This window comes from Micromonospora sp. WMMD736 (genome assembly GCF_049179015.1).
GTDB lineage: Bacteria > Actinomycetota > Actinomycetes > Mycobacteriales > Micromonosporaceae > Micromonospora.
On sequence record NZ_JBMHMI010000001.1, the window covers coordinates 5,963,564 to 5,982,230 of the forward strand.

The following is an 18,667-nucleotide window of genomic DNA, read 5'->3' on the forward strand; positions in this document are numbered from 1 at the left end:
CCTCGGCCGGCGCAGTCGACCCGCCGACGGGCGGGACAGCAGGGGAGGATTGGCATGCAGCGGTGGCGGGGGTACGACGCGGCGCCCGGAGGATGGGGGCGCTCGGTCGTCACCATCGGCGTCTTCGACGGCGTGCACAAGGGGCACCAGGCGACCATCGGGCACGCCGTGGCCCGCGCCCGGGAGCTGGGCGTGCAGTCCGTGGTGGTCACGTTCGATCCGCACCCGGCCGAGGTGGTCCGCCCCGGCTCACACCCCGCGATCCTCACCGAGCCGGGTCGCAAGGCCGAGTTGATCGAGGCACTCGGCGTGGACGTGCTCTGCGTGGTGCCGTTCACTCCCGAGTTCTCGCGGCTGCCGCCCGAGCAGTTCGTCCACGACATCCTGGTCGAACACCTGCACGCGGCGCTGGTGGTGGTCGGCGACAACTTCCGCTTCGGGCATCGCGCGGCCGGCGACGTGGCGCTGCTGGAGCGGCTGGGTCAGACCTTCGGCTTCGGGGTGGAGGGCAGTCCGCTGATCGCCGCGGACGGCACCGTCTTCTCCTCCACGTACATCCGCTCCTGCGTCGACGCGGGCGACGTGGGCACCGCGGCGGACGCGCTGGGTCGCGCGCACCGGGTGGAGGGCGTGGTGGTCCGTGGTGACCAGCGCGGCCGGGTGCTCGGCTTCCCCACCGCGAACCTGCTCTGCCACCGGTACGCGGCGGTACCCGCCGACGGGGTGTACGCGGCCCGCATGATCCGCCGGGGTCAGCCTGAGCCGCTGATGGCCGCGGTGTCGGTGGGCACCAACCCGACCTTCTCCGGCCGGGAGCGGCGGGTCGAGGCGTACGCGCTGGACTTCTCCGGTGATCTCTACGGCGAGCGGCTGGCGCTGGACTTCGTGACGCACCTGCGCGGGCAGGTCCGGTACGACTCGATCGAGCCGCTGATCGCCCAGATCGAAGAGGACGTCGAGCGCACCCGGCGCGCACTGAGCTGATCATCCGCCGGGCCGCGCCGGCCCTTGGCCGGGTGTTACCGGCGGGTGCTGGTAGTCTTGCGGGGACGTCGGGTGACCGGCGTGGGGCCTCGCGTGCCTGCTCGACGCCGCGGGTGCGAGGAACCGGTCCGTTCCCGGTCCCGATCGGGACGACGGACACCCACTTGATCAACCCACTGAAACAGGGAGAACATGGCGCTCGACCAGGAAGCCAAGGCCAGCATCCGCGCGGAGTACGCGACCGCCGAGGGCGACACCGGTTCGCCGGAGGTGCAGGTCGCGGTCCTCACCAAGCGGATCGCCGAGCTGACCGAGCACCTGAAGGTGCACAAGCACGACCACCACAGCCGCCGTGGGCTGCTGCTGCTGGTCGGCCGTCGCCGTCGGCTGCTCAACTACGTCCAGAAGAAGGACATCGCCCGCTACCGGACGCTCATCGAGCGGCTCGGTCTGCGCCGGTGACGTGACGGGGGAGCGGCCGGACGGCCGCTCCCCCGATCCGCGTCCCACCTGAAAGAAACACGGGCCGCGCGACCACCCGAGAGGGAGCCGGTCAGCGTACCGGTCTCCGGTAGTGGCCCCCGGGAACCCGGCAGCACGCCGGCCACCCGGGCGCTTCGATCGAAGACCGGCCGGCTGAGCAGCTCCCCGACGTCGTGGGCCCACGACGCGAAGGAGCACGACAGCACATGACCGAGACCAAACTCGGCACCGAATCCCGCACCGCCGTGATCGACAACGGGTCCTTCGGCACCCGCGAGATCACCTTCTCCACCGGTCGGCTGGCCCGCCAGGCCGCCGGTTCCGTCATCGCCCAGCTGGGCGAGACGGTCGTCCTCTCCGCTACCACCGCCGGCAAGCAGCCGAAGGAGCAGTTCGACTTCTTCCCGCTGACCGTCGACGTCGAGGAGCGGATGTACGCCGCGGGCCGCATCCCCGGCTCGTTCTTCCGCCGTGAGGGCCGGCCCAGCGAGGACGCCATCCTCACCTGCCGCCTGATCGACCGGCCGCTGCGCCCGTCGTTCGTCAAGGGCCTGCGCAACGAGGTCCAGGTCGTCGAGACCGTCCTCGCGCTCGACCCGGCGCACCCGTACGACGTCGTGGCGATCAACGCCGCCTCGATGTCGACCAAGCTCTCGGGCCTGCCGTTCTCGGGCCCGATCGGCGCGACCCGTGTCGCGCACATCGACGGCCAGTGGGTGGCCTTCCCGACCCTGGAGGAGCTGGCCCGCGCCACCTTCGACATGGTCGTGGCCGGCCGTACCCTCGCCGACGGCGAGGTCGCGATCATGATGGTCGAGGCCGAGGCCACCCCGAACGCCGTGACCCTGATCGCGGGCGGCGCCACCGCGCCGACCGAGGAGGTCGTCGCCAGCGGTCTGGAGGCCGCCAAGCCGGCCATCCGCGAGCTGTGCCGGGCGCAGGCCGAGCTGGCCGAGGTCGCCGCCAAGCCGGTCGCCGAGTTCCCGGTCTTCCTCGACTACCAGGACGACGTGTTCGACGCGGTGGCCGACCTGGCCCGTGGCGAGGTCGCCGAGGCGCTCACCATCGCCGGCAAGGCCGACCGCGAGGAGGCCCTGGACCGGGTGAAGGCCCGGGTCGCCGAGGAGCTGGGCGCCCGCTTCGAGGGCCGGGAGAAGGAGCTGTCCGCCGCCTTCCGGTCGCTCACCAAGTCCGAGGTGCGCAGCCGCGTGCTGCGCGAGCAGGTCCGCATCGACGGCCGTGGCCCGCGCGACATCCGGCCGCTGAGCGCCGAGGTCGGCGTGCTGCCCCGGGTGCACGGTTCGGCGCTGTTCGAGCGCGGCGAGACCCAGATCCTGGGCGTCACCACGCTGAACATGCTCCGCATGGAGCAGATGGTGGACACGCTCTCCCCGGAGAACCGCAAGCGCTACATGCACAACTACAACTTCCCGCCGTACTCGACCGGTGAGACCGGCCGGGTCGGTTCGCCGAAGCGTCGCGAGATCGGCCACGGCGCGCTCGCCGAGCGGGCGCTGATCCCGGTGCTGCCGTCGCGCGAGGAGTTCCCGTACGCCATCCGGCAGGTCTCCGAGGCGCTTGGCTCCAACGGCTCCACCTCGATGGGTTCGGTCTGCGCCTCGACACTGGGCCTGCTCTCGGCCGGTGTGCCGCTGAAGGCGCCGGTCGCCGGCATCGCCATGGGCCTCATCTCCGACGAGGTGGACGGCAAGACCGAGTACGTGACGCTGACCGACATCCTCGGCGCCGAGGACGCGTTCGGCGACATGGACTTCAAGGTCGCCGGCACGCCGGAGTTCGTCACCGCGCTGCAGCTCGACACCAAGCTCAACGGCATCCCGTCGGACGTGCTGGCCGCCGCGTTGCAGCAGGCCAACGAGGCCCGGCAGGTCATCCTCGGCGTGATGAAGGCGGCCATCGAGGCGCCGGCCGAGATGTCGGACTACGCGCCGCGGGTCACCACCGTCAAGATCCCGGTGGACAAGATCGGCATGGTGATCGGCCCGAAGGGCCAGACCATCAACGCGATCCAGGACGAGACCGGCGCCGAGATCTCCATCGAGGACGACGGCACGATCTACGTCGGCGCCACCAACGGCCCGTCGGCCCAGGCGGCCGTCGACCGGATCAACGGGATCGCCAACCCGACGCTGCCGAAGCAGGGCGAGCGGTTCCTCGGCACGGTGGTCAAGACCGCCGCGTTCGGCGCGTTCATCTCGCTGCTGCCGGGCCGCGACGGCCTGCTGCACATCTCCAAGGTGGGCGACGGCAAGCGGGTCGAGCGCGTGGAGGACTTCCTCAACGTCGGCGACCGGGTCGAGGTCGAGATCGCGGACATCGACGCCCGCGGCAAGATCTACCTGGACAAGGTTCGTCCGGAGGGCGCCGAGGCGCCGGCCGCCGGTGAGGCCGCCGGTGGCGACCGTCCGTCCGGCCGCGACCGGGGCGACCGTGGTCCGCGGGACCGGGGTGACCGCGAGCGTGGCGGTGACCGCGGCGGGCGTGGCCCGGAGCGCGGTGACCGTGGCGAGGGCGGCGGCGAGGGTGGTGGCGAGGGCGGCGAGCGCCCGCGTCGCCGGACCCGGCACAGCTGACCACCAGCACCTGCAACACCCACCCCTCGTCGAACCGGGAGCACCACGTGAGTCGGGCCTTCAGTGCGCCGTTTCCACCGGATCGACGGGGGGTGGCACCGTCTCGGGACACCGCGGCGGGCCGCTCCGGCGGCACCGCCCGCGCGGTCACCCGGACGCTCAGCGACGACCCGTTGGGCGGCACGGTACGACGTACCGTGCTGCCCAGCGGCCTGCGCGTGCTCACCGAGGCGATCCCGGCCATGCGCAGCGTCTCCTTCGGCATCTGGGTGGCGGTGGGCTCGCGGGACGAGACCCGTCCGCAGGCCGGTGCCGCGCACTTCCTGGAGCACCTGCTCTTCAAGGGCACCCACAAGCGGACCGCGCTGGAGATCTCCTCGCAGATCGAGGCGGTCGGTGGTGAGACGAACGCCTTCACCACGAAGGAATACACCTGCTACTACGCCCGCGTGCTGGACGAGGACCTGCCGCTGGCGATCGACGTGATGTGCGACCTGGTCGCCGACTCCCTGATCGAGCCGGCCGACGTGGAGACCGAGCGGGGCGTGATCCTCGAGGAGATCGCCATGCACGACGACGAGCCCGGTGACGAGGTGCACGACCTCTTCGCCCGGGCCGTCTACGGTGACCACCCGCTGGGTCGGCTGATCTCCGGTACCGAGGAGACCGTCACGCCGATGACCCGCCGGCAGATTCAGAGCTTCTACCGGAACCGCTACACCGCCCCACAGATCGTCATCGCCGCCGCCGGCAACCTCGACCACGCCGCCGTGGTGAAGCTGGTCCGCCAGGCCGTGCGCGGCACGCCGCTGGACAGCGACCCGGCCGCGCCGGCCACGCACCGTGCGGCCAACCCGGCGGTACGCACCAAGCCGGCCACCACCCTGGTCGAGCCGAAGGAGACCGAGCAGGCGCACGTCATCCTCGGCTGCCCCGGCATCGACCGCACCGACGACCGGCGCTTCGCCCTCGGGGTGCTCAACAACGTGCTGGGCGGCGGCATGTCCAGTCGGCTCTTCCAGGAGATCCGCGAGCAGCGCGGCCTCGCGTACTCGGTCTACTCCTACGCCAGCCAGTACGCCGACAGCGGCCTGTTCGCCGTCTACGCCGGCTGCGCGCCGGGCAAGGTGGACGAGGTGCTGGCCCTGACCCGGGCCGAGCTGGCCCGGGTGGCCGCCGACGGGTTGACCGATGCCGAGGTGGCCCGGGGCAAGGGCATGAGCAAGGGCTCCTTCGTGCTCGGTCTGGAGGACACCGGCTCGCGGATGAGTCGGCTGGCCAAGGGGGAGCTGCTCTACGGCGACCTGATGCCGGTGGACGAGCTGCTCCGCCGGGTCGACGGGGTCACCGTCGAGGAGGTCAACGTCCTCGCCGTGGAGCTGCTGAGTCGGCCGATGTCGCTGGCCGTCGTCGGTCCGTTCGGCGAGGGCGACTTCTCCGGCTGACCGCCTCCGCCTGACCCGCCGCGTCCCGATTGGGATAGGTTGTGCCCCGTGACTGACGAGCAAGGGAAGACCCGGGTCGGTGTGTTCGGTGCCCGTGGTCGGATGGGTGTCGAGGTCTGCAAGGCCGTCGACGCCGCTGACGATCTCGAACTGGCCGCCGCGATCGACCAGGGCGACGGCCTCGACGCCGCGTCCGCCGCCCAGGTGGTCGTCGACTTCACCACGCCCGACGTGGTCATGGACAACCTCGAGTGGGCCATCGGGCAGGGCATCCACGCGGTGGTGGGCACCACCGGCTTCACCGAGCAGCGGCTCGAGCAGGTGCGCGGCTGGCTGGCCGACCGACCCGAGGTGGGCGTGGTCATCGCCCCGAACTTCGGTATCGGCGCGGTGCTGATGATGCAGTTCGCCGCGCGGGCCGCCCGGCACTTCGAGTCCGTCGAGATCATCGAGCAGCACCATCCGCGCAAGCTGGATGCCCCGAGCGGCACCGCCACGCACACCGCCCGGCAGATCGCCCGGGCCCGGGCCGAGGCCGGCCTCGGCCCGGTGCCGGACGCGACGAAGGACGAGGTGCCGGGCGCGCGGGGGGCCGACATCGACGGGGTACGGGTGCACGCCGTACGCGCCACCGGACTGGTTGCCCACCAGGAGGTGCTGTTCGGCGGCACCGGCGAGACGCTGACGATCCGGCATGACTCGTACGACCGGGTGTCCTTCATGCCCGGCGTCCTCCTGGCCGTCCGTGCCGTCCGCAGCCGCCCCGGCCTGACCATCGGCCTGGACCCCCTCCTCGGCTGAGCCGGCGCGCAGCCGCCGCGCCACCCTCCGCGATCTTGCAGTTCCTGTCGCGACAAAGGCGGCATTACCGCCGATCTCGGCAACACAAACTGCAAGATCGCGGAGGGCTGGGCGGCGGCGGGCCTCACCTCGCCTCTCCGTCGCTGTCGATCATGGAGTTGTGGTGCCCCGTATTTCGGGCGGGTGTGGAGCTTTCGCCCACCACAACTCCATGATCGACGGGGTGGGAGGGGCGGGGTTAGCTCGGGGTGCGTTGGGTGGGGAGGGTTGGGGCGGTCAGGGGAGCGGGGAGGCCGGTTATCTCGGCTTCGCCGGCCTGGTTGACCGTGACGCTCACCGGTTTGCCGGCTACCCGGAGGTTGGTGGCGTGCACCGCGCCGAAGTCGGGGCCGGCCAGCGGGGCGACGCGGACCGTGCCGCCGGGCACGTCCGGGTAGAGGCCCGTCGCGGCCTGGAGCAGCAGGACCGCGCCCGCCGCGGCCCACGCCTGTGGACGGCAGGCCGCCGGGTAGGGCACCGGACGGCCCAGTAGTGTCCGGTCGTCGCCGCCGTACAGTTCGGGCATCCGGTAGTCGAACGCCTCGGCCGCCGTGAGCAGCCCTTCGGCCAGGCCGAGCGCGGCCTCGGAGTGCCCGGCCCGAGCCAGCCCGGCGAGCACGATCGCGGTGTCGTGGGTCCAGATCGAACCGCAGTGGTACGACAGCGGGCTGAAGCCGGCGTCGTCGGTGGACATCGTCCGTAGCCCGAAGCCACCGGCCATGGCGTCCGTGGTGAGCAGGCGGGCGATCTGCGTCTCCTCGTCGGCGTCGAGCAGACCGGTGCCGAGCAGGTGACCGATGTTGCTGGTCAGCGAGTCGACGGGCCGCTTGTCCCGGTCTAGGGCCAGGGCGGGCTGCGGGCCGTACCGGCCGTCGACCCAGAAGCGCTCCCGGAAGCGTCGGGCCAGGGCGGCGGCGTGTTCGCGCCACCGGTCCGCGCCGGGGCGGCCGAAGGCGTCCAACAGGGCGGCGCCGTTCACCGCCGCCTCGTGCGCGTACGCCTGCACCTCGGCGAGCACGATCGGCGCGGTGGCCAGGCTGCCGTCGTGGAAGCGTACGGCGTCGCCGGAGTCCTTCCAGCCCTGGTTGGACAGGCCGTGACCGGTGGTGTCGACGTACTCGACGAGGCCGTCACCGTCCGGGTCGGCGTGCTCGCCGAGCCAGCGCAACGCGGCCTCCAGGTGCGGCAGCAACGGCGCGATCTGCTCGGCGTCGAGGCCCCAGCGCCACGCGTCGTGCAGCAGGTTGACCCAGAGCATGGTGGCGTCGACGGTGCCGTAGTAGGCCGGCGGGAGGTGCAGGCCGTTGCCGGGCACCGCGAACTCGTGCCGGCGCAGCTCGTGCAGGATCTTGCCGGGGTCCTCGCCGGTGGCCGGGTCGTGCCGGGTGCCCTGGCGGCGGGCCAGGACGCGCAGGGTGCCGGCGGCCAGGTCGGTGCCGAGGGGCAGCATCATCCGGGCGGCCCAGAGGCTGTCCCGACCGAACAGGGTGAGGAACCAGGGGACGCCGGCGCCCAGGAAGACGTCCCCGGGAGCACCGGTCTCGGCCAGGCGGAGCCCGCGCAGGTCGTCCAGACTGCGGTCGAGGAGCCGGACCAGCCGCCGGTCGTCGGCGGTCACCGCCGGCCGGGCCCACTCCGGCTCGCCGGTCGGGCCGACCACCACGGCGCGGGGGTCCGTGACGGCCAGCTGCCAGCGCAGCACCGTCCCGCCGCCCGGGGGCAGGTCGATCGGCCAGGTCAGCCGGGGCGCGGTGGCCCGCTCGCCGGTGGCGAGCACGTCGGCGTCCGGCGCGGTCACGGTGACGGTGATCCCGTCGGCGGCCCAGGTGAGCACGCCCGGCTGGCCGGTCTTCGCCTCCAGCGCGTCGGCAGCGCCGCCGGACTTGACGGTTTCGATGGGTGCCAGATCGCAGGCGAGGTCGACGGTGACGGTGGCCCGTACGCCGACCGTGGCGGTGGAGACGATCCGCAGCTCCTCGGTGAGGCCGTTGCGGGTGGCCCGGCGGGAACGCTCCACGCGGACGGTGGGGTCGGGGGTCGGGTCGCCGAGCCAGCGGGCCAGCCCCACGAAGCGGGCGCCGTGCGGGCCGTCCTGGCCGTGGGTGAGACCCTCCAATTCCTGGTCGTCCACCCGCAGCTCGGCCCGGGAGAGCACGCGGGCGTCGGCGTGGAAGACCCCCTGGACGCCGGTCGGGCGGATCTGCCCGGTCGCGTCCCCCAGCGCGCTGGTGGGGGCGAGCACCGCCCCCACCAACTCGTGCAGAAGGGGTTGCAGCTGGCGTTCGGTCACGGTGCGGCTCCAGATCATCGGGGTGCGGGGCGGATGTCTTGACAACGCGCCCCGGGCGGTGCAAAGTGCGAAACATTCCAGAAACTTGAACGATCTAATCCTGCACTATCCGAATTGGATCGTTCAAGACGGCGAGAGGGATTAAGTGCCTGAAAAGGTAACCATCGCAACGGTGGCCCGGCACGCCCGCGTGAGCCGCCAGACGGTCTCCAACGTGCTCAACGCCCCGCACATCGTGCGCCAGGAGACCCGCCAGCGGGTCGAGGACGCGATCAACGCGCTCGGCTACCGGGCCAACCAGGCCGCCCGGCAGATGCGCACCGGCCGGTCCCGACTCATCGCCGCCCGGATCGAACCCACCCGCGACGGCATCAACGGCTCCGTGCTCGACCGCTTCCTGCACGGGCTCACCGAGACCGCCGACGCCGCCGGCTACCGGGTGCTGCTCTACACCGCCGCCGACGACGAGCGGGAGATCGCCACCTACGACGACCTACTCGGCACGTACGAATTGGACGCGTTCGTGCTGGTCGGCACCAAGTATGGAGACCCGCGTACCGCCTGGCTCGCCGACCGGGGGGTGCCCTTCGTGACGTTCGGCCGGCCGTGGGACGCGCTCGACGCGCATCCCTGGGTCGACGTCGACGGCGCGGCCGGCACCGCCGCCGCCACCCGCCACCTGCTGGACACCGGGCACCGACGGATCGCCTTCATCGGCTGGCCGAGCGGCTCCGGCGTCGGCGACGACCGACGTGCCGGCTGGTACGACACCCTGCACGCGGCCGGCGTCGACCCGGCGGGGCTGCACCGGGAGACCGAGGACGGCGTCGCCGAGGGCGAACGTCTCACCCGCGACCTGCTCGCCGCCACGACGCCGACCGCCGTGCTCTGCGCCAGCGACTCGCTCGCGCTCGGCGCCCTCCAAGCCGTCCGTGACCTCGACCCGCCGGTGTCGGTGATCGGCTTCGACGACACGCCGGTCGCCGCCGCCATCGGCCTGGCCAGCGTCAGTCAACCCCTCGCCGAGGCCGCCGCCCGCTGCGTGGACCTGCTCACCGGTGTCCTCGACGGCAACCAGACACCCACCCCCGTGCTGCTGGCGCCCTCGCTGGCCCTGCGGCACACCGCGTAACCCACCCCCTCACCAGGAGAAACCCATGGCACCCAGAACCCTCACCCGGGCAGCGGTCGCCGGCCTCGCCGCCGTCGCGCTCTTCGGATCCGCAGCCTGCGGCAGCGGCTTCGACGACTCCGGCGACGCCGCCCAGTCCAGCGGCCCGGCCAACCTGCAGATCCTCATCGGCTCCTCCGGCGAGGCCGAGACCAAGGCCGTCCAGGACGCCGCCGCCAAGTGGGCCGGCAGCTCCGGCAACACCGCGACGGTCACCCCGGCGCAGGATCTCACCCAGCAGCTCGGCCAGGCCCTCGCCGGTGGCACCCCGCCGGACGTCTTCTACGTCGACGCGGCCCGCTTCGCCGACTACGCGAGCGTCGGCGCGCTGGAGCCGTACGGCGACAAGATCTCCAACACGAGCGACTTCTACGAGAGCCTGCGCACCACGTTCACGTACGACGGCAAGCTCTACTGCGCCCCCAAGGACTTCTCCACCCTCGCCCTGCAGATCAACACCGACCTGTGGGCCAAGGCCGGGCTGACCGACGCCGACGTGCCGACCACCTGGGACCAGCTCACCGTGACCGCCCAGAAGATCAAGGCGAAGGGGCAGGTCGCCCTGGCGCTCGGCGACACCCGCGACCGCATCGGCGCGTTCCTGGTGCAGAACGGCGGCTGGCTGGTGAGCAAGGACGGCAAGCAGCCGACCGCCGACACCCCGGAGAACCTGGCGGCCCTGGAGTACGTCAAGACCATGCTCACCTCCGGCCTGGCCAAGTACCCGAAGCAGCTCGACTCGGGCTGGTCCGGCGAGGCGTTCGGCAAGGGCAAGGCCGTGATGACGATCGAGGGCAACTGGATCAAGGGCGCGCTGCAGAACGACTTCCCGAACGTGAAGTACAAGGTGGTGGCGTTGCCGGCCGGCCCGAAGGGCCAGGGCACGCTCTCCTTCACCCAGTGCTGGGGCGTCGCGGCGAAGAGCAAGTACAAGGACCAGGCGATCAAGTTCGTCGAGGCGATGACGAGCGGCGAGCAGCAGATGGCCTTCGCCACGGCGTTCGGTGTCATGCCGTCCCGCCAGTCGGTGCGCGACCAGTACACCGCGGCCTTCCCGGCCGACAAGGTCTTCATCGACGGCGCCGCGTACGCCCAGGGCCCGGTGAACGCGCCGAAGATGGACAGCGTCCTCAAGGACCTCGACACCGGCCTGCAGGGCCTCGCCAACGGTGACCCGAAGACCGTGCTGCAGAACTTCGACAAGAACGCCAAGGCCGCGCTCGGCGGCAGCTGACGAGTCGGCGGGGGCCCCACGGACCAGGGGCCCCCGCCGCACGTCGACCCGAGAGAGGAAGGGAGGGGAGATGGCAACCGAGACACTGACCGCCGCGGCCACCGCGCCCGGCGCGGGCCGCCGCCGACGCCGTGGTGGCGTACGCGGCAACGAGAACCTCGCCGGCTGGCTGTTCGTCGCGCCGGTGATCGTCATCCTGGGGCTGTTCCTGGTGCTGCCGATCCTGATGGCGCTCTGGGTCAGTCTGACCGACTGGAACGGCCAGGGCAGCCCGTTCACCGGCGACGTCCCGTTCGTCGGCGCGCACAACTACACCCAGCTGTTCACCGAGGACGGGCTGGCCCGCCGCGACTTCATGACCAGCATCCGCAACAACATCTACTACGTGGTCATCGTGGTGCCGGCGCAGACCGTGCTCGCGCTGGGGCTGGCGCTGATCGTCAACAACCGGATGCTCAAGGGCAAGAGCTTCTTCCGCAGCGCCTTCTACTTCCCCTCGGTCACCAGCTCGGTCGCGATCAGCGTGGTGTTCCTCTTCCTGTTCGCCAACTCCGGCGCGGTGAACGCGCTGCTCGGTTTCCTCGGCATCGACGGACCGGAGTGGTTCGCCGACTCCCGGGGCGTCCTGCACCTGCTCCTCGGCGCGGTCGGCGTCGACACACCCCCGGCGGCGCTCACCGACGGCGGCCCGTTCGGGCTGACCTGGTGGGACTGGCTCGCCGGCCCCAGCGTCGCGATGACCTCGATCATCACGCTGGTCGTCTGGACGACCTCCGGCACGTTCATGCTGATGTTCCTGGCCGGGCTCCAGAACGTCCCGGTGACTCTCGACGAGGCGAGCAGCCTCGACGGAGCGTCCCGTTGGCAGCGCTTCCGGCACGTCACGCTGCCGATGATCCGGCCGACCACCTTCCTGGTGCTCACCCTCGGCCTGATCGGCTCCTGGCAGGTCTTCGACCAGGTGTACGTGATGAGCCAGGGCGACCCGGCCAAGACCACCCTCACCCCGGCGTACCTGTCGTACCGGACCGCCTTCCGGGACTTCGACTACGGCTCCGGCGCGGCGATCTCGTTCGTGTTGTTCCTGATCATCATCGTGCTCACGCTGATCCAGCGTCGTGCGCTGGCCGAGCGGGACACCGACCGGCCGCGTCGCGGGTGGCGGCGTCGGCGCGTACCGGAGAGGTCCTGAGATGGCCGTGCGCACCGACCACCCGGCGGGGCCCGCGCGCGGTGACCAGCGCGAGGCCCGCACCCTGGCCACCCGCTTCCTGGGGTACGCGACGCTGGTCTTCTTCGGGTTGGTGTTCCTCTATCCGTTCGTCATCCAGATCGGCAACTCGCTCAAGACCGAGCCGGACGCGGCGGCCAACCCGCTGTCGCCGTTCCCGGACCCGCTCACCCTGGCCGGCTTCGAGCGGATCTTCGCGGGCACCAACTTCCCGCTCTGGCTGGGCAACTCGCTGCTGGTGACCGTGCTGGTCACCGTCGGGCGGGTGTTCTTCGACTCGCTCGCCGGGTACGCCCTGGCCCGGCTGCGGTTCACCGGGCGCGGCGGGCTGTTCGCGGCCATCATCGCCGTGATGGCGGTCCCCGGGGTGGTCCTGCTGATCCCGAAGTTCCTGGTGCTCAATCAGCTCGGCATCTACAACAGCTACGCCGGCCTCGTGGTGCCGCTGCTGGCCGACGCGGCGGGCGTGTTCATCATGAAACAGTTCTTCGAGTCGATCCCGGTGAGTGTGGAGGAGGCCGCCCGCATCGACGGGGCGAGCGTCTTCCGGACCTTCTGGTCGGTGGTGCTGCCGATGGCGAAGCCGGCGCTGATCACCCTGACCATCCTGTCGTTCCAGGGCTCCTGGAACGAGTTCCCGCACAGCCTCGTGTCGGTGCAGGACCCGGACCTGTTCACCCTGCCGCGTGGCCTCGCCGACCTGGTCAGCGGATCGTTGGGCAGCGGCACCCAGTACCCGCTGAAGCTGGGCGCGGCGCTGCTCGCCACCATCCCCGTGGCGATCATCTTCGTGGTGTTCCAGCGCTACTTCGTCCGCGACGCCAACGACGGTTCGGACAAGGGCTGACCCGGTCGGGTCACTCGCCGGGGCGGTCCCCGGCGAGTGGCTCGGTCGGCACCGCCACGTGCAGGCGCACCTGGGGCACCAGCATGTCGTCGACGTCCAGCGCCCGGGCCGCGCCGTCGGGCTCCCATCCGGTGCTGGTGAGGAACTTGCGGGTCGCCTCGTCGCCGTCGAACGCCCAGGCCACCGCCCGACTCATCCCGTCGGAGCGCCACAGGTCGACGGTGGCGGCGAGCAGTCGGCTGCCGTGCCCCCGCCGACCCCAGCGCGGCTCGACCAGCAGGTCGGTCACCGCCGCCACGTCCGGGCCCAGGGCATCGGCCGGCTCGCCCGGCGCGAGGGCCTCCCCGTCGGCCGGGCCGGAGGCGGCGAACCCCACCAGATACGATTGTTCGGCCTGTTCGACGGCGACCAGCACCCGGTGCGCGCCCGAGGGCGGCTCCAGCACCGCGGCGCTCCACCGCCGGGCGAGGAACGCCTCGTCCAGGTTGTCGAGCACGTGCCGAGGCAGGATCCGGCGGTACGCGACCCGCCAGGTCGCGAGCTGGATGCGTGCGATCTCGCCGGCGTCCTCGGGACGCGCCGGGCGGACGTACCCGAGAGCCATGGGACGGAAGCCTACTCAAGGGCCAGGGAGGCGACGGTGGCGCAGGGTGCCAGCAGGACGGCCGCGCAGGTCGTCGGGGTGGTGGTGCTCGCCGCGGCGGTCACCGCGTTCCTCTCCGTCGCGGCGGTACGGCACGGCTTCTTCGACCTGAAGGTCTACTACGGCGCGCTGACGTGGTGGGTGCACGACGGCGGGGAGATCTACGACTACCTCAAGCCCAGGACCCAGTACGGCTTCACCTACCCGCCGTTCGCCGCGCTGGTCATGCTGCCGATGGCGTACCTGCCGTGGACGGCCGCGATCGTGGTGAGCGTGCTCGCCAGCGTGGCCACCACCACCGTGCTGATCTGGTGGTTCGTCGACCCGATCGCCCGGCGGGCCGGGTGGACCCGCTGGTTCGCCCTCGCCGTCGCGCTCTGCCTGGCCGCCGCCTTCGAGCCGATGCGCGAGACGGTCAACTTCGGGCAGGTCAACACGCTGCTGCTCTTCCTGGTGGCGGTGGACCTGCTCCGGCTGCTGCCCGCCGGCAGCCGGTGGGCGGGCGTGGGCATCGGCCTGGCCACCGCGATCAAGCTGACCCCGGGCATCTTCATCGTCTACTTGCTGGTCACCGGGCGATGGCGTGCGGCGCTCACCGCCAGCGGCGCCGCCGCCGGGGTGACCGTGCTGGCCGGCGCGCTCTTCCCGGACGCCTCCCGAGAGTTCTGGACCGAGGCGCTGTGGAACACCGGGCGGGTCGGCGAGCTCGCCTTCGTCTCCAACCAGTCGCTGCGCGGCGTGGTCGCCCGCCTCGACCCGCAACACCCGAGCACCCTGCTCTGGCTGCTGCTGGTCCTCGGCACCCTGGCGCTCTGGGCCTGGCGGTCCCGCGCGGCCGTCGCGGCCGGCGACGAGGAGACCGGTCTGGCCCTGACCGGCGCGGTGATGTGCCTGGTCAGCCCGGTCACCTGGGTACACCACCTGGTCTGGCTGCTGCCCGCGCTGATCCTGCTGGTGGACAACGCGATGGCCGCGCCGGCCGGCCGCCGCCGGCGGGTCCTGCTGATCGCCGCGACCATCGGGTACGCGCTGCTGATCAGCCGGACCGTCTGGTTCTGGGAGAAGGACTTCACCGGCGTCGACGGCTTCCTCGGCAGCAACGCGTACGTCTGGATCAGCCTGGCCCTGCTGGCCTTCCTGCCGACCCGCAAGTGGCTCACGCCGGGCGGGTCAGTCGTCGAGGCGTCCGGCGTACCGCAGCTCGACGAGCCCGACCGGGCCACGCCCTCCGGCGAGCGGCACCTGGTAGGTCGACCGCTCACCGTCCGGTGACAGCCCGGCCCGTTCGTAGAACCGACGGGCCCGCCCGTTGTCGGCCAGCACCCACAGCCGGTAGCCGGTCCAGCCCCGCTCGACGAGCCCGGCGCGGGCCGCCGCGAACAGCGCGGTGGCCGTCCCGTCCCCCCAGAACGCCGGCTCGACGTAGAGGGCCAGCACCTCGCCGACGCTCGGGTCCAGGTCGTCCCGGTCCTGGTTGCGGCGGTACGGCCCGAAGGTGGTGAAGCCGACGGCCAGCCCGTCCACCTCGCCGAGGAGAGTGGTGAACGGGTGCTCCGGGTCGGCGGTGCCCACCTCACGGCGGCGCTGCGCCCAGGCCGCCACGTTGAGCCGACCGAGCACCTCGTCCGGCATGACACCGGCGTAACCAGACTGCCAGCCGTGCACGTGCACCCGGGCGATCGCCTCGGCGTCGTCCGGCTCCTCCCGGCGGATGGTCAGCATTGCACCGTTCTATGCCCCCGTGACGGTCGGAGTCCAGCTTCCCGCACCGACGTCGTACCGATGATTTATCGTCGCCGACGATGGCCGCACTGGAATCACTCTCGCTCGCCCAGGCCCGACGGGTGGCGCTCGCCGCCCAGGGCTTCGCCGACCCGTCGCCGACCGGCGTGCCCACCCGTCGGCATCTGCGCCGGGTCCTCGACCGGGTCGCCCTGATCCAGATGGACTCGGTCAACGTGCTGCAACGGGCGCACTACCTGCCGCTCTACAGTCGACTCGGTCCGTACCCGACGACCCTGCTGGACAACGCCGCCTACCGCCGCCCCCGGGAGCTGTTCGAGTACTGGGGCCACGAGGCCTCCCTCGTACCGGTCGGGTTGCACCCGCTGCTGCGCTGGCGGATGGCCCGGGCGCGCAGCGAAGCCTGGGGCGGCATGCGGCGCATCGCCCAGGAGCAGCCCGACCTGGTCGCCTGGGTACGCGACGAGGTGGCCGCCCGGGGGCCGTTGACCGCCGCGGAGATCGAGCACGACGCGCCCCGGCAGACCGGCAACTGGGGGTGGAACTGGTCGGCCGTCAAGCAGGCGCTGGAGTTCCTTTTCTGGGCCGGTGAGGTGACCGCCGCCGAGCGCAGCACCTCCTTCGCCCGCCGCTACGACCTGCCCGAGCGGGTGCTGCCGGCGGCCGCGCTGGCCGCGCCCACCCCGACCGACGCCGAGGCGTACCGCGGCCTGGTGGCCCTGGCCGCGCGCGCGCTCGGGGTGGCCGCCGAGCCGGAGCTGCGCGACTACTTCCGGCTGCCGGTCGCCGGGGCCCGCCAGGCGGTCGCCGAGCTGGCCGAGGCCGGCGAGCTGGTGCCGGTCACCGTGGCGGGCTGGCGGCAGCCGGCCTGGCTGCACACCTCCGCGCGGCTGCCCCGCTGGGTACGCGGCAACACGCTGGTCAGCCCGTTCGACCCGCTGATCTGGGAACGGGCCCGCACCGAGCGGCTGTTCGACTTCAGCTACCGGATCGAGATCTACGTGCCGGCGCCGCAGCGGGTGTACGGCTACTACGTGCTGCCGTTCCTGCAGGGCGACCGGTTCACCGCCCGGGTCGACCTGAAGGCCGACCGCAGGGCCGGAGTGCTGCTGGTGCCGGCCGCCTGGCTCGAGCCGGGCGCCGACGCGGGGGAGACCGCCGTGGCGCTCGCCGCCGAGCTGTACCGGCTGGCCGGCTGGCTCGGGCTGGACGCGGTCGCGCCGCCCGCCGCCGGCGACCTGGCGGGTCCGCTCACGGCCGCGCTGGCGAGCGTGTCAGGTGTACCGTGAACGCGTGACGAGCGCTCCCGGACCGGTCGACCAGTCACCGCCTGTCGGTTACCACTACCCGGCGCCCCAGCCCGACCGGCTCACCCGGTTCGTCCTGCGGATCCACGCGCGTTCGCCGCGTTGGGCCGCGCCACTGGCCGCGCTCGGCTGCGTCGGGCTCGGCATGGGGTACGCGCTGGTGAGCAACCCGACCCACGCCGACCCGGACGCCGCGCCCACCTGCATCATGAAGCTGACCACCGGGTTCGACTGCCCGGGCTGCGGCGGCACCCGCGCACTCTGGTACGTGCTGCACGCCGACCTGCCGGCCGCCGCCCGACACCACTTCCTGTTCGTCTTCTCGCTGCCCTTCCTGGCGTACCTCTTCGTGGCCTGGGCGGGCAACCAGGCGTTCGGCTGGCGGCTGCCCGAGCTGCGGATCAGCCCCAAGGTCATCAGCGGCTTCATGGCCGCCTGGCTGGCGTTCACGGTGGTGCGCAACCTGCCCTGGGCGCCGTTCACCTCGCTCTACGTCTGACCGCGCTGCTCTTCGTCTGACCGCGCTGCTCTTCGTCTGACCGCGCTGCTCTTCGTCTGGCGGTGCTGCCGCCTGACGCGACCCGAGCTATGCCTGCTCCCCCAGGGGGCAGGACCTGGTGGGGTCTCCCTGTCGAGCTGCCCCAGATGTGGGGCGCCAAAGGACGTCAGGGACGGCACCACCCGTCACGCGGGGCGGACGACCCTCGCCAGGCGTGGACGAGCGCGTCGCGGGCGGGCGCGGCGTCGACGCTTGGGGTGGAGGTCGGCGCTGCCGGGCCGGTGCGCTGTCGGCCCGGTGTGTTGTTGGGCCGGTGTGTTGTTGGGCCGGTGTGTTGTCGCTCCAGCGCGTTGTCGGCCCGGTGCGTTGTGGGCCCGGTGCGCTGGCGGGCACCGATTCGGTCGGCGGGAGGAAGCCCTTGGCGGCGTGGCTCCTGCCCCACATCTGGGGCAGCTCGACAGGCCACGAGGAAGACCCACGGACCGGCGGAGCCCGAGGACGGCTGTCGAGATCTTGAACACCGACAGGCCCCCGGTGATTCGGGAACGGGCCGCCGGCCACTACAGTCCCAGGCATGCCGGAGATGGTGCAGCCCCAGGTCAAGTTGATCGCGTGGACCCAGTTCGCGGCCCCGGACGACGTGCCGTGGTCGACCGACGCCGAGGGCGGCCAGGCGCTCGCCGAGTTCGCCGGGCGGGCCTGCTACCAGTCGTGGAAGAAGCCGAACCCGGCCACCGCCACCAACGCCGGCTACCTCGCGCACATCCTCGAGGTGGGTCACCTGAGCGTGCTGGAGCACGGCTCGGTCACCTTCTACTTCACCGGGGTGTCCCGCTCCTTCACCCACGAGCTGATCCGGCACCGGCACTTCTCGTACTCCCAGCTCTCGCAGCGGTACGTCCCCGAGCGGGACGCGGCCATGGTCGAGCCGGCGGTCATCGCCGACGACCCGGAGCTGCACAAGAAGTTCGTCGAGGCCGCCGAGGCGAGCGTGCGGGCGTACACGGAGCTGTTGGAGGGTCTGGAGCAGCGCTTCTCCGACGAGCCGAACCCGACGCTGCGCCGCAAGCAGGCCCGGCAGGCGGCCCGGGCGGTGCTGCCGAACGCCACGGAGACGCGGATCGTGGTCACCGGCAACTACCGGGCCTGGCGGCACTTCATCGCGATGCGGGCCACCGAGCACGCCGACGTGGAGATCCGCGAGCTGGCCGTGGAGTGCCTGCGTCAGCTCCAGGGAGTCGCCCCGAACGTCTTCGCCGACTTCGCGATCTCCACCCTGCCGGACGGCACCGAGGTGGCGGCCAGCCCGCACGAGGCGTCCTGAGCCCTTCCCCGGCGGGCTCCGGCTGGTCGTCC

16 protein-coding genes are annotated in these 18,667 nt (G+C 72.0%); 13 read left to right on the plus strand and 3 right to left on the minus strand.

Going from position 1 to position 18,667, the window contains the following annotated elements; translation table 11 throughout:
* Positions 1 to 54: 54 nt before the first annotated feature.
* The 5 genes from ACN269_RS26920 (at position 55) to dapB (ending at position 6,307) form a co-directional block, all read left to right on the plus strand.
* The gene (locus tag ACN269_RS26920; RefSeq protein ID WP_421475040.1) at positions 55 to 984 is read left to right on the plus strand and encodes a bifunctional riboflavin kinase/FAD synthetase; all 930 of its coding nucleotides are present in this window, start codon (positions 55 to 57) and stop codon (positions 982 to 984) included.
* 192 nt (positions 985 to 1,176) lie between these two features.
* Complete coding sequence (gene rpsO, locus ACN269_RS26925) at positions 1,177 to 1,446, plus strand: 30S ribosomal protein S15 (RefSeq protein ID WP_007456699.1); 270 nt, start codon at positions 1,177 to 1,179, stop codon at positions 1,444 to 1,446.
* A 227-nt stretch (positions 1,447 to 1,673) separates the two neighbouring features.
* Positions 1,674 to 4,061, plus strand: coding sequence for a polyribonucleotide nucleotidyltransferase (locus tag ACN269_RS26930; protein WP_421475041.1), 2,388 nt, complete (start codon positions 1,674 to 1,676; stop codon positions 4,059 to 4,061).
* Positions 4,062 to 4,108: 47 nt separating this feature from the next.
* On the plus strand, positions 4,109 to 5,506 hold the full coding sequence (locus ACN269_RS26935; protein ID WP_421475042.1) for a M16 family metallopeptidase: 1,398 nt from the start codon (positions 4,109 to 4,111) through the stop codon (positions 5,504 to 5,506).
* Between the two features lie 48 nt (positions 5,507 to 5,554).
* A complete protein-coding gene (gene dapB, locus ACN269_RS26940; RefSeq protein WP_421475043.1) occupies positions 5,555 to 6,307 on the plus strand; it encodes a 4-hydroxy-tetrahydrodipicolinate reductase in 753 nt (250 codons plus the stop codon).
* Between the two features lie 238 nt (positions 6,308 to 6,545).
* On the opposite strand, the gene ACN269_RS26945 is transcribed toward dapB, so the two are convergent.
* Positions 6,546 to 8,636: a glycogen debranching N-terminal domain-containing protein gene (locus ACN269_RS26945; RefSeq protein ID WP_421475044.1), complete on the minus strand. Its 2,091-nt coding sequence runs from the start codon at positions 8,634 to 8,636 to the stop codon at positions 6,546 to 6,548.
* A 145-nt stretch (positions 8,637 to 8,781) separates the two neighbouring features.
* On the opposite strand from ACN269_RS26945, the gene ACN269_RS26950 reads away from it, so the two are divergent.
* The 4 genes from ACN269_RS26950 to ACN269_RS26965 all read left to right on the plus strand — a co-directional run bounded on the left by ACN269_RS26950 (position 8,782) and on the right by ACN269_RS26965 (position 13,119).
* A complete protein-coding gene (locus ACN269_RS26950; RefSeq protein ID WP_421475045.1) occupies positions 8,782 to 9,768 on the plus strand; it encodes a LacI family DNA-binding transcriptional regulator in 987 nt (328 codons plus the stop codon).
* A gap of 25 nt (positions 9,769 to 9,793) precedes the next feature.
* A complete protein-coding gene (locus tag ACN269_RS26955; protein ID WP_421475046.1) occupies positions 9,794 to 11,041 on the plus strand; it encodes a sugar ABC transporter substrate-binding protein in 1,248 nt (415 codons plus the stop codon).
* A 70-nt stretch (positions 11,042 to 11,111) separates the two neighbouring features.
* Positions 11,112 to 12,233, plus strand: coding sequence for a carbohydrate ABC transporter permease (locus ACN269_RS26960; protein ID WP_421475047.1), 1,122 nt, complete (start codon positions 11,112 to 11,114; stop codon positions 12,231 to 12,233).
* Position 12,234: 1 nt separating this feature from the next.
* A complete protein-coding gene (locus tag ACN269_RS26965) occupies positions 12,235 to 13,119 on the plus strand; it encodes a carbohydrate ABC transporter permease (RefSeq protein ID WP_421475048.1) in 885 nt (294 codons plus the stop codon).
* A 10-nt stretch (positions 13,120 to 13,129) separates the two neighbouring features.
* Here ACN269_RS26965 and ACN269_RS26970 read toward each other — a convergent pair whose 3' ends face one another.
* Positions 13,130 to 13,723: a GNAT family N-acetyltransferase gene (locus tag ACN269_RS26970; RefSeq protein ID WP_421475049.1), complete on the minus strand. Its 594-nt coding sequence runs from the start codon at positions 13,721 to 13,723 to the stop codon at positions 13,130 to 13,132.
* 36 nt (positions 13,724 to 13,759) lie between these two features.
* Between ACN269_RS26970 and ACN269_RS26975 the strand changes: the two genes are divergently transcribed.
* Complete coding sequence (locus ACN269_RS26975; protein ID WP_421475050.1) at positions 13,760 to 15,034, plus strand: glycosyltransferase 87 family protein; 1,275 nt, start codon at positions 13,760 to 13,762, stop codon at positions 15,032 to 15,034.
* On the opposite strand, the gene ACN269_RS26980 is transcribed toward ACN269_RS26975, so the two are convergent.
* On the minus strand, positions 14,933 to 15,484 hold the full coding sequence (locus ACN269_RS26980; protein ID WP_421475051.1) for a GNAT family N-acetyltransferase: 552 nt from the start codon (positions 15,482 to 15,484) through the stop codon (positions 14,933 to 14,935). The two genes, ACN269_RS26975 and ACN269_RS26980, sit on opposite strands and share 102 nt — an antisense overlap.
* Positions 15,485 to 15,564: 80 nt before the next feature.
* Between ACN269_RS26980 and ACN269_RS26985 the strand changes: the two genes are divergently transcribed.
* The 3 genes from ACN269_RS26985 (at position 15,565) to thyX (ending at position 18,635) form a co-directional block, all read left to right on the plus strand.
* A complete protein-coding gene (locus tag ACN269_RS26985; protein ID WP_421475052.1) occupies positions 15,565 to 16,794 on the plus strand; it encodes a winged helix-turn-helix domain-containing protein in 1,230 nt (409 codons plus the stop codon).
* A gap of 4 nt (positions 16,795 to 16,798) precedes the next feature.
* On the plus strand, positions 16,799 to 17,311 hold the full coding sequence (locus ACN269_RS26990; protein ID WP_421475053.1) for a DUF2752 domain-containing protein: 513 nt from the start codon (positions 16,799 to 16,801) through the stop codon (positions 17,309 to 17,311).
* A 583-nt stretch (positions 17,312 to 17,894) separates the two neighbouring features.
* The gene (gene thyX / locus ACN269_RS26995; protein WP_421476587.1) at positions 17,895 to 18,635 is read left to right on the plus strand and encodes an FAD-dependent thymidylate synthase; all 741 of its coding nucleotides are present in this window, start codon (positions 17,895 to 17,897) and stop codon (positions 18,633 to 18,635) included.
* The last annotated feature ends 32 nt before the right edge of the window (positions 18,636 to 18,667 follow it).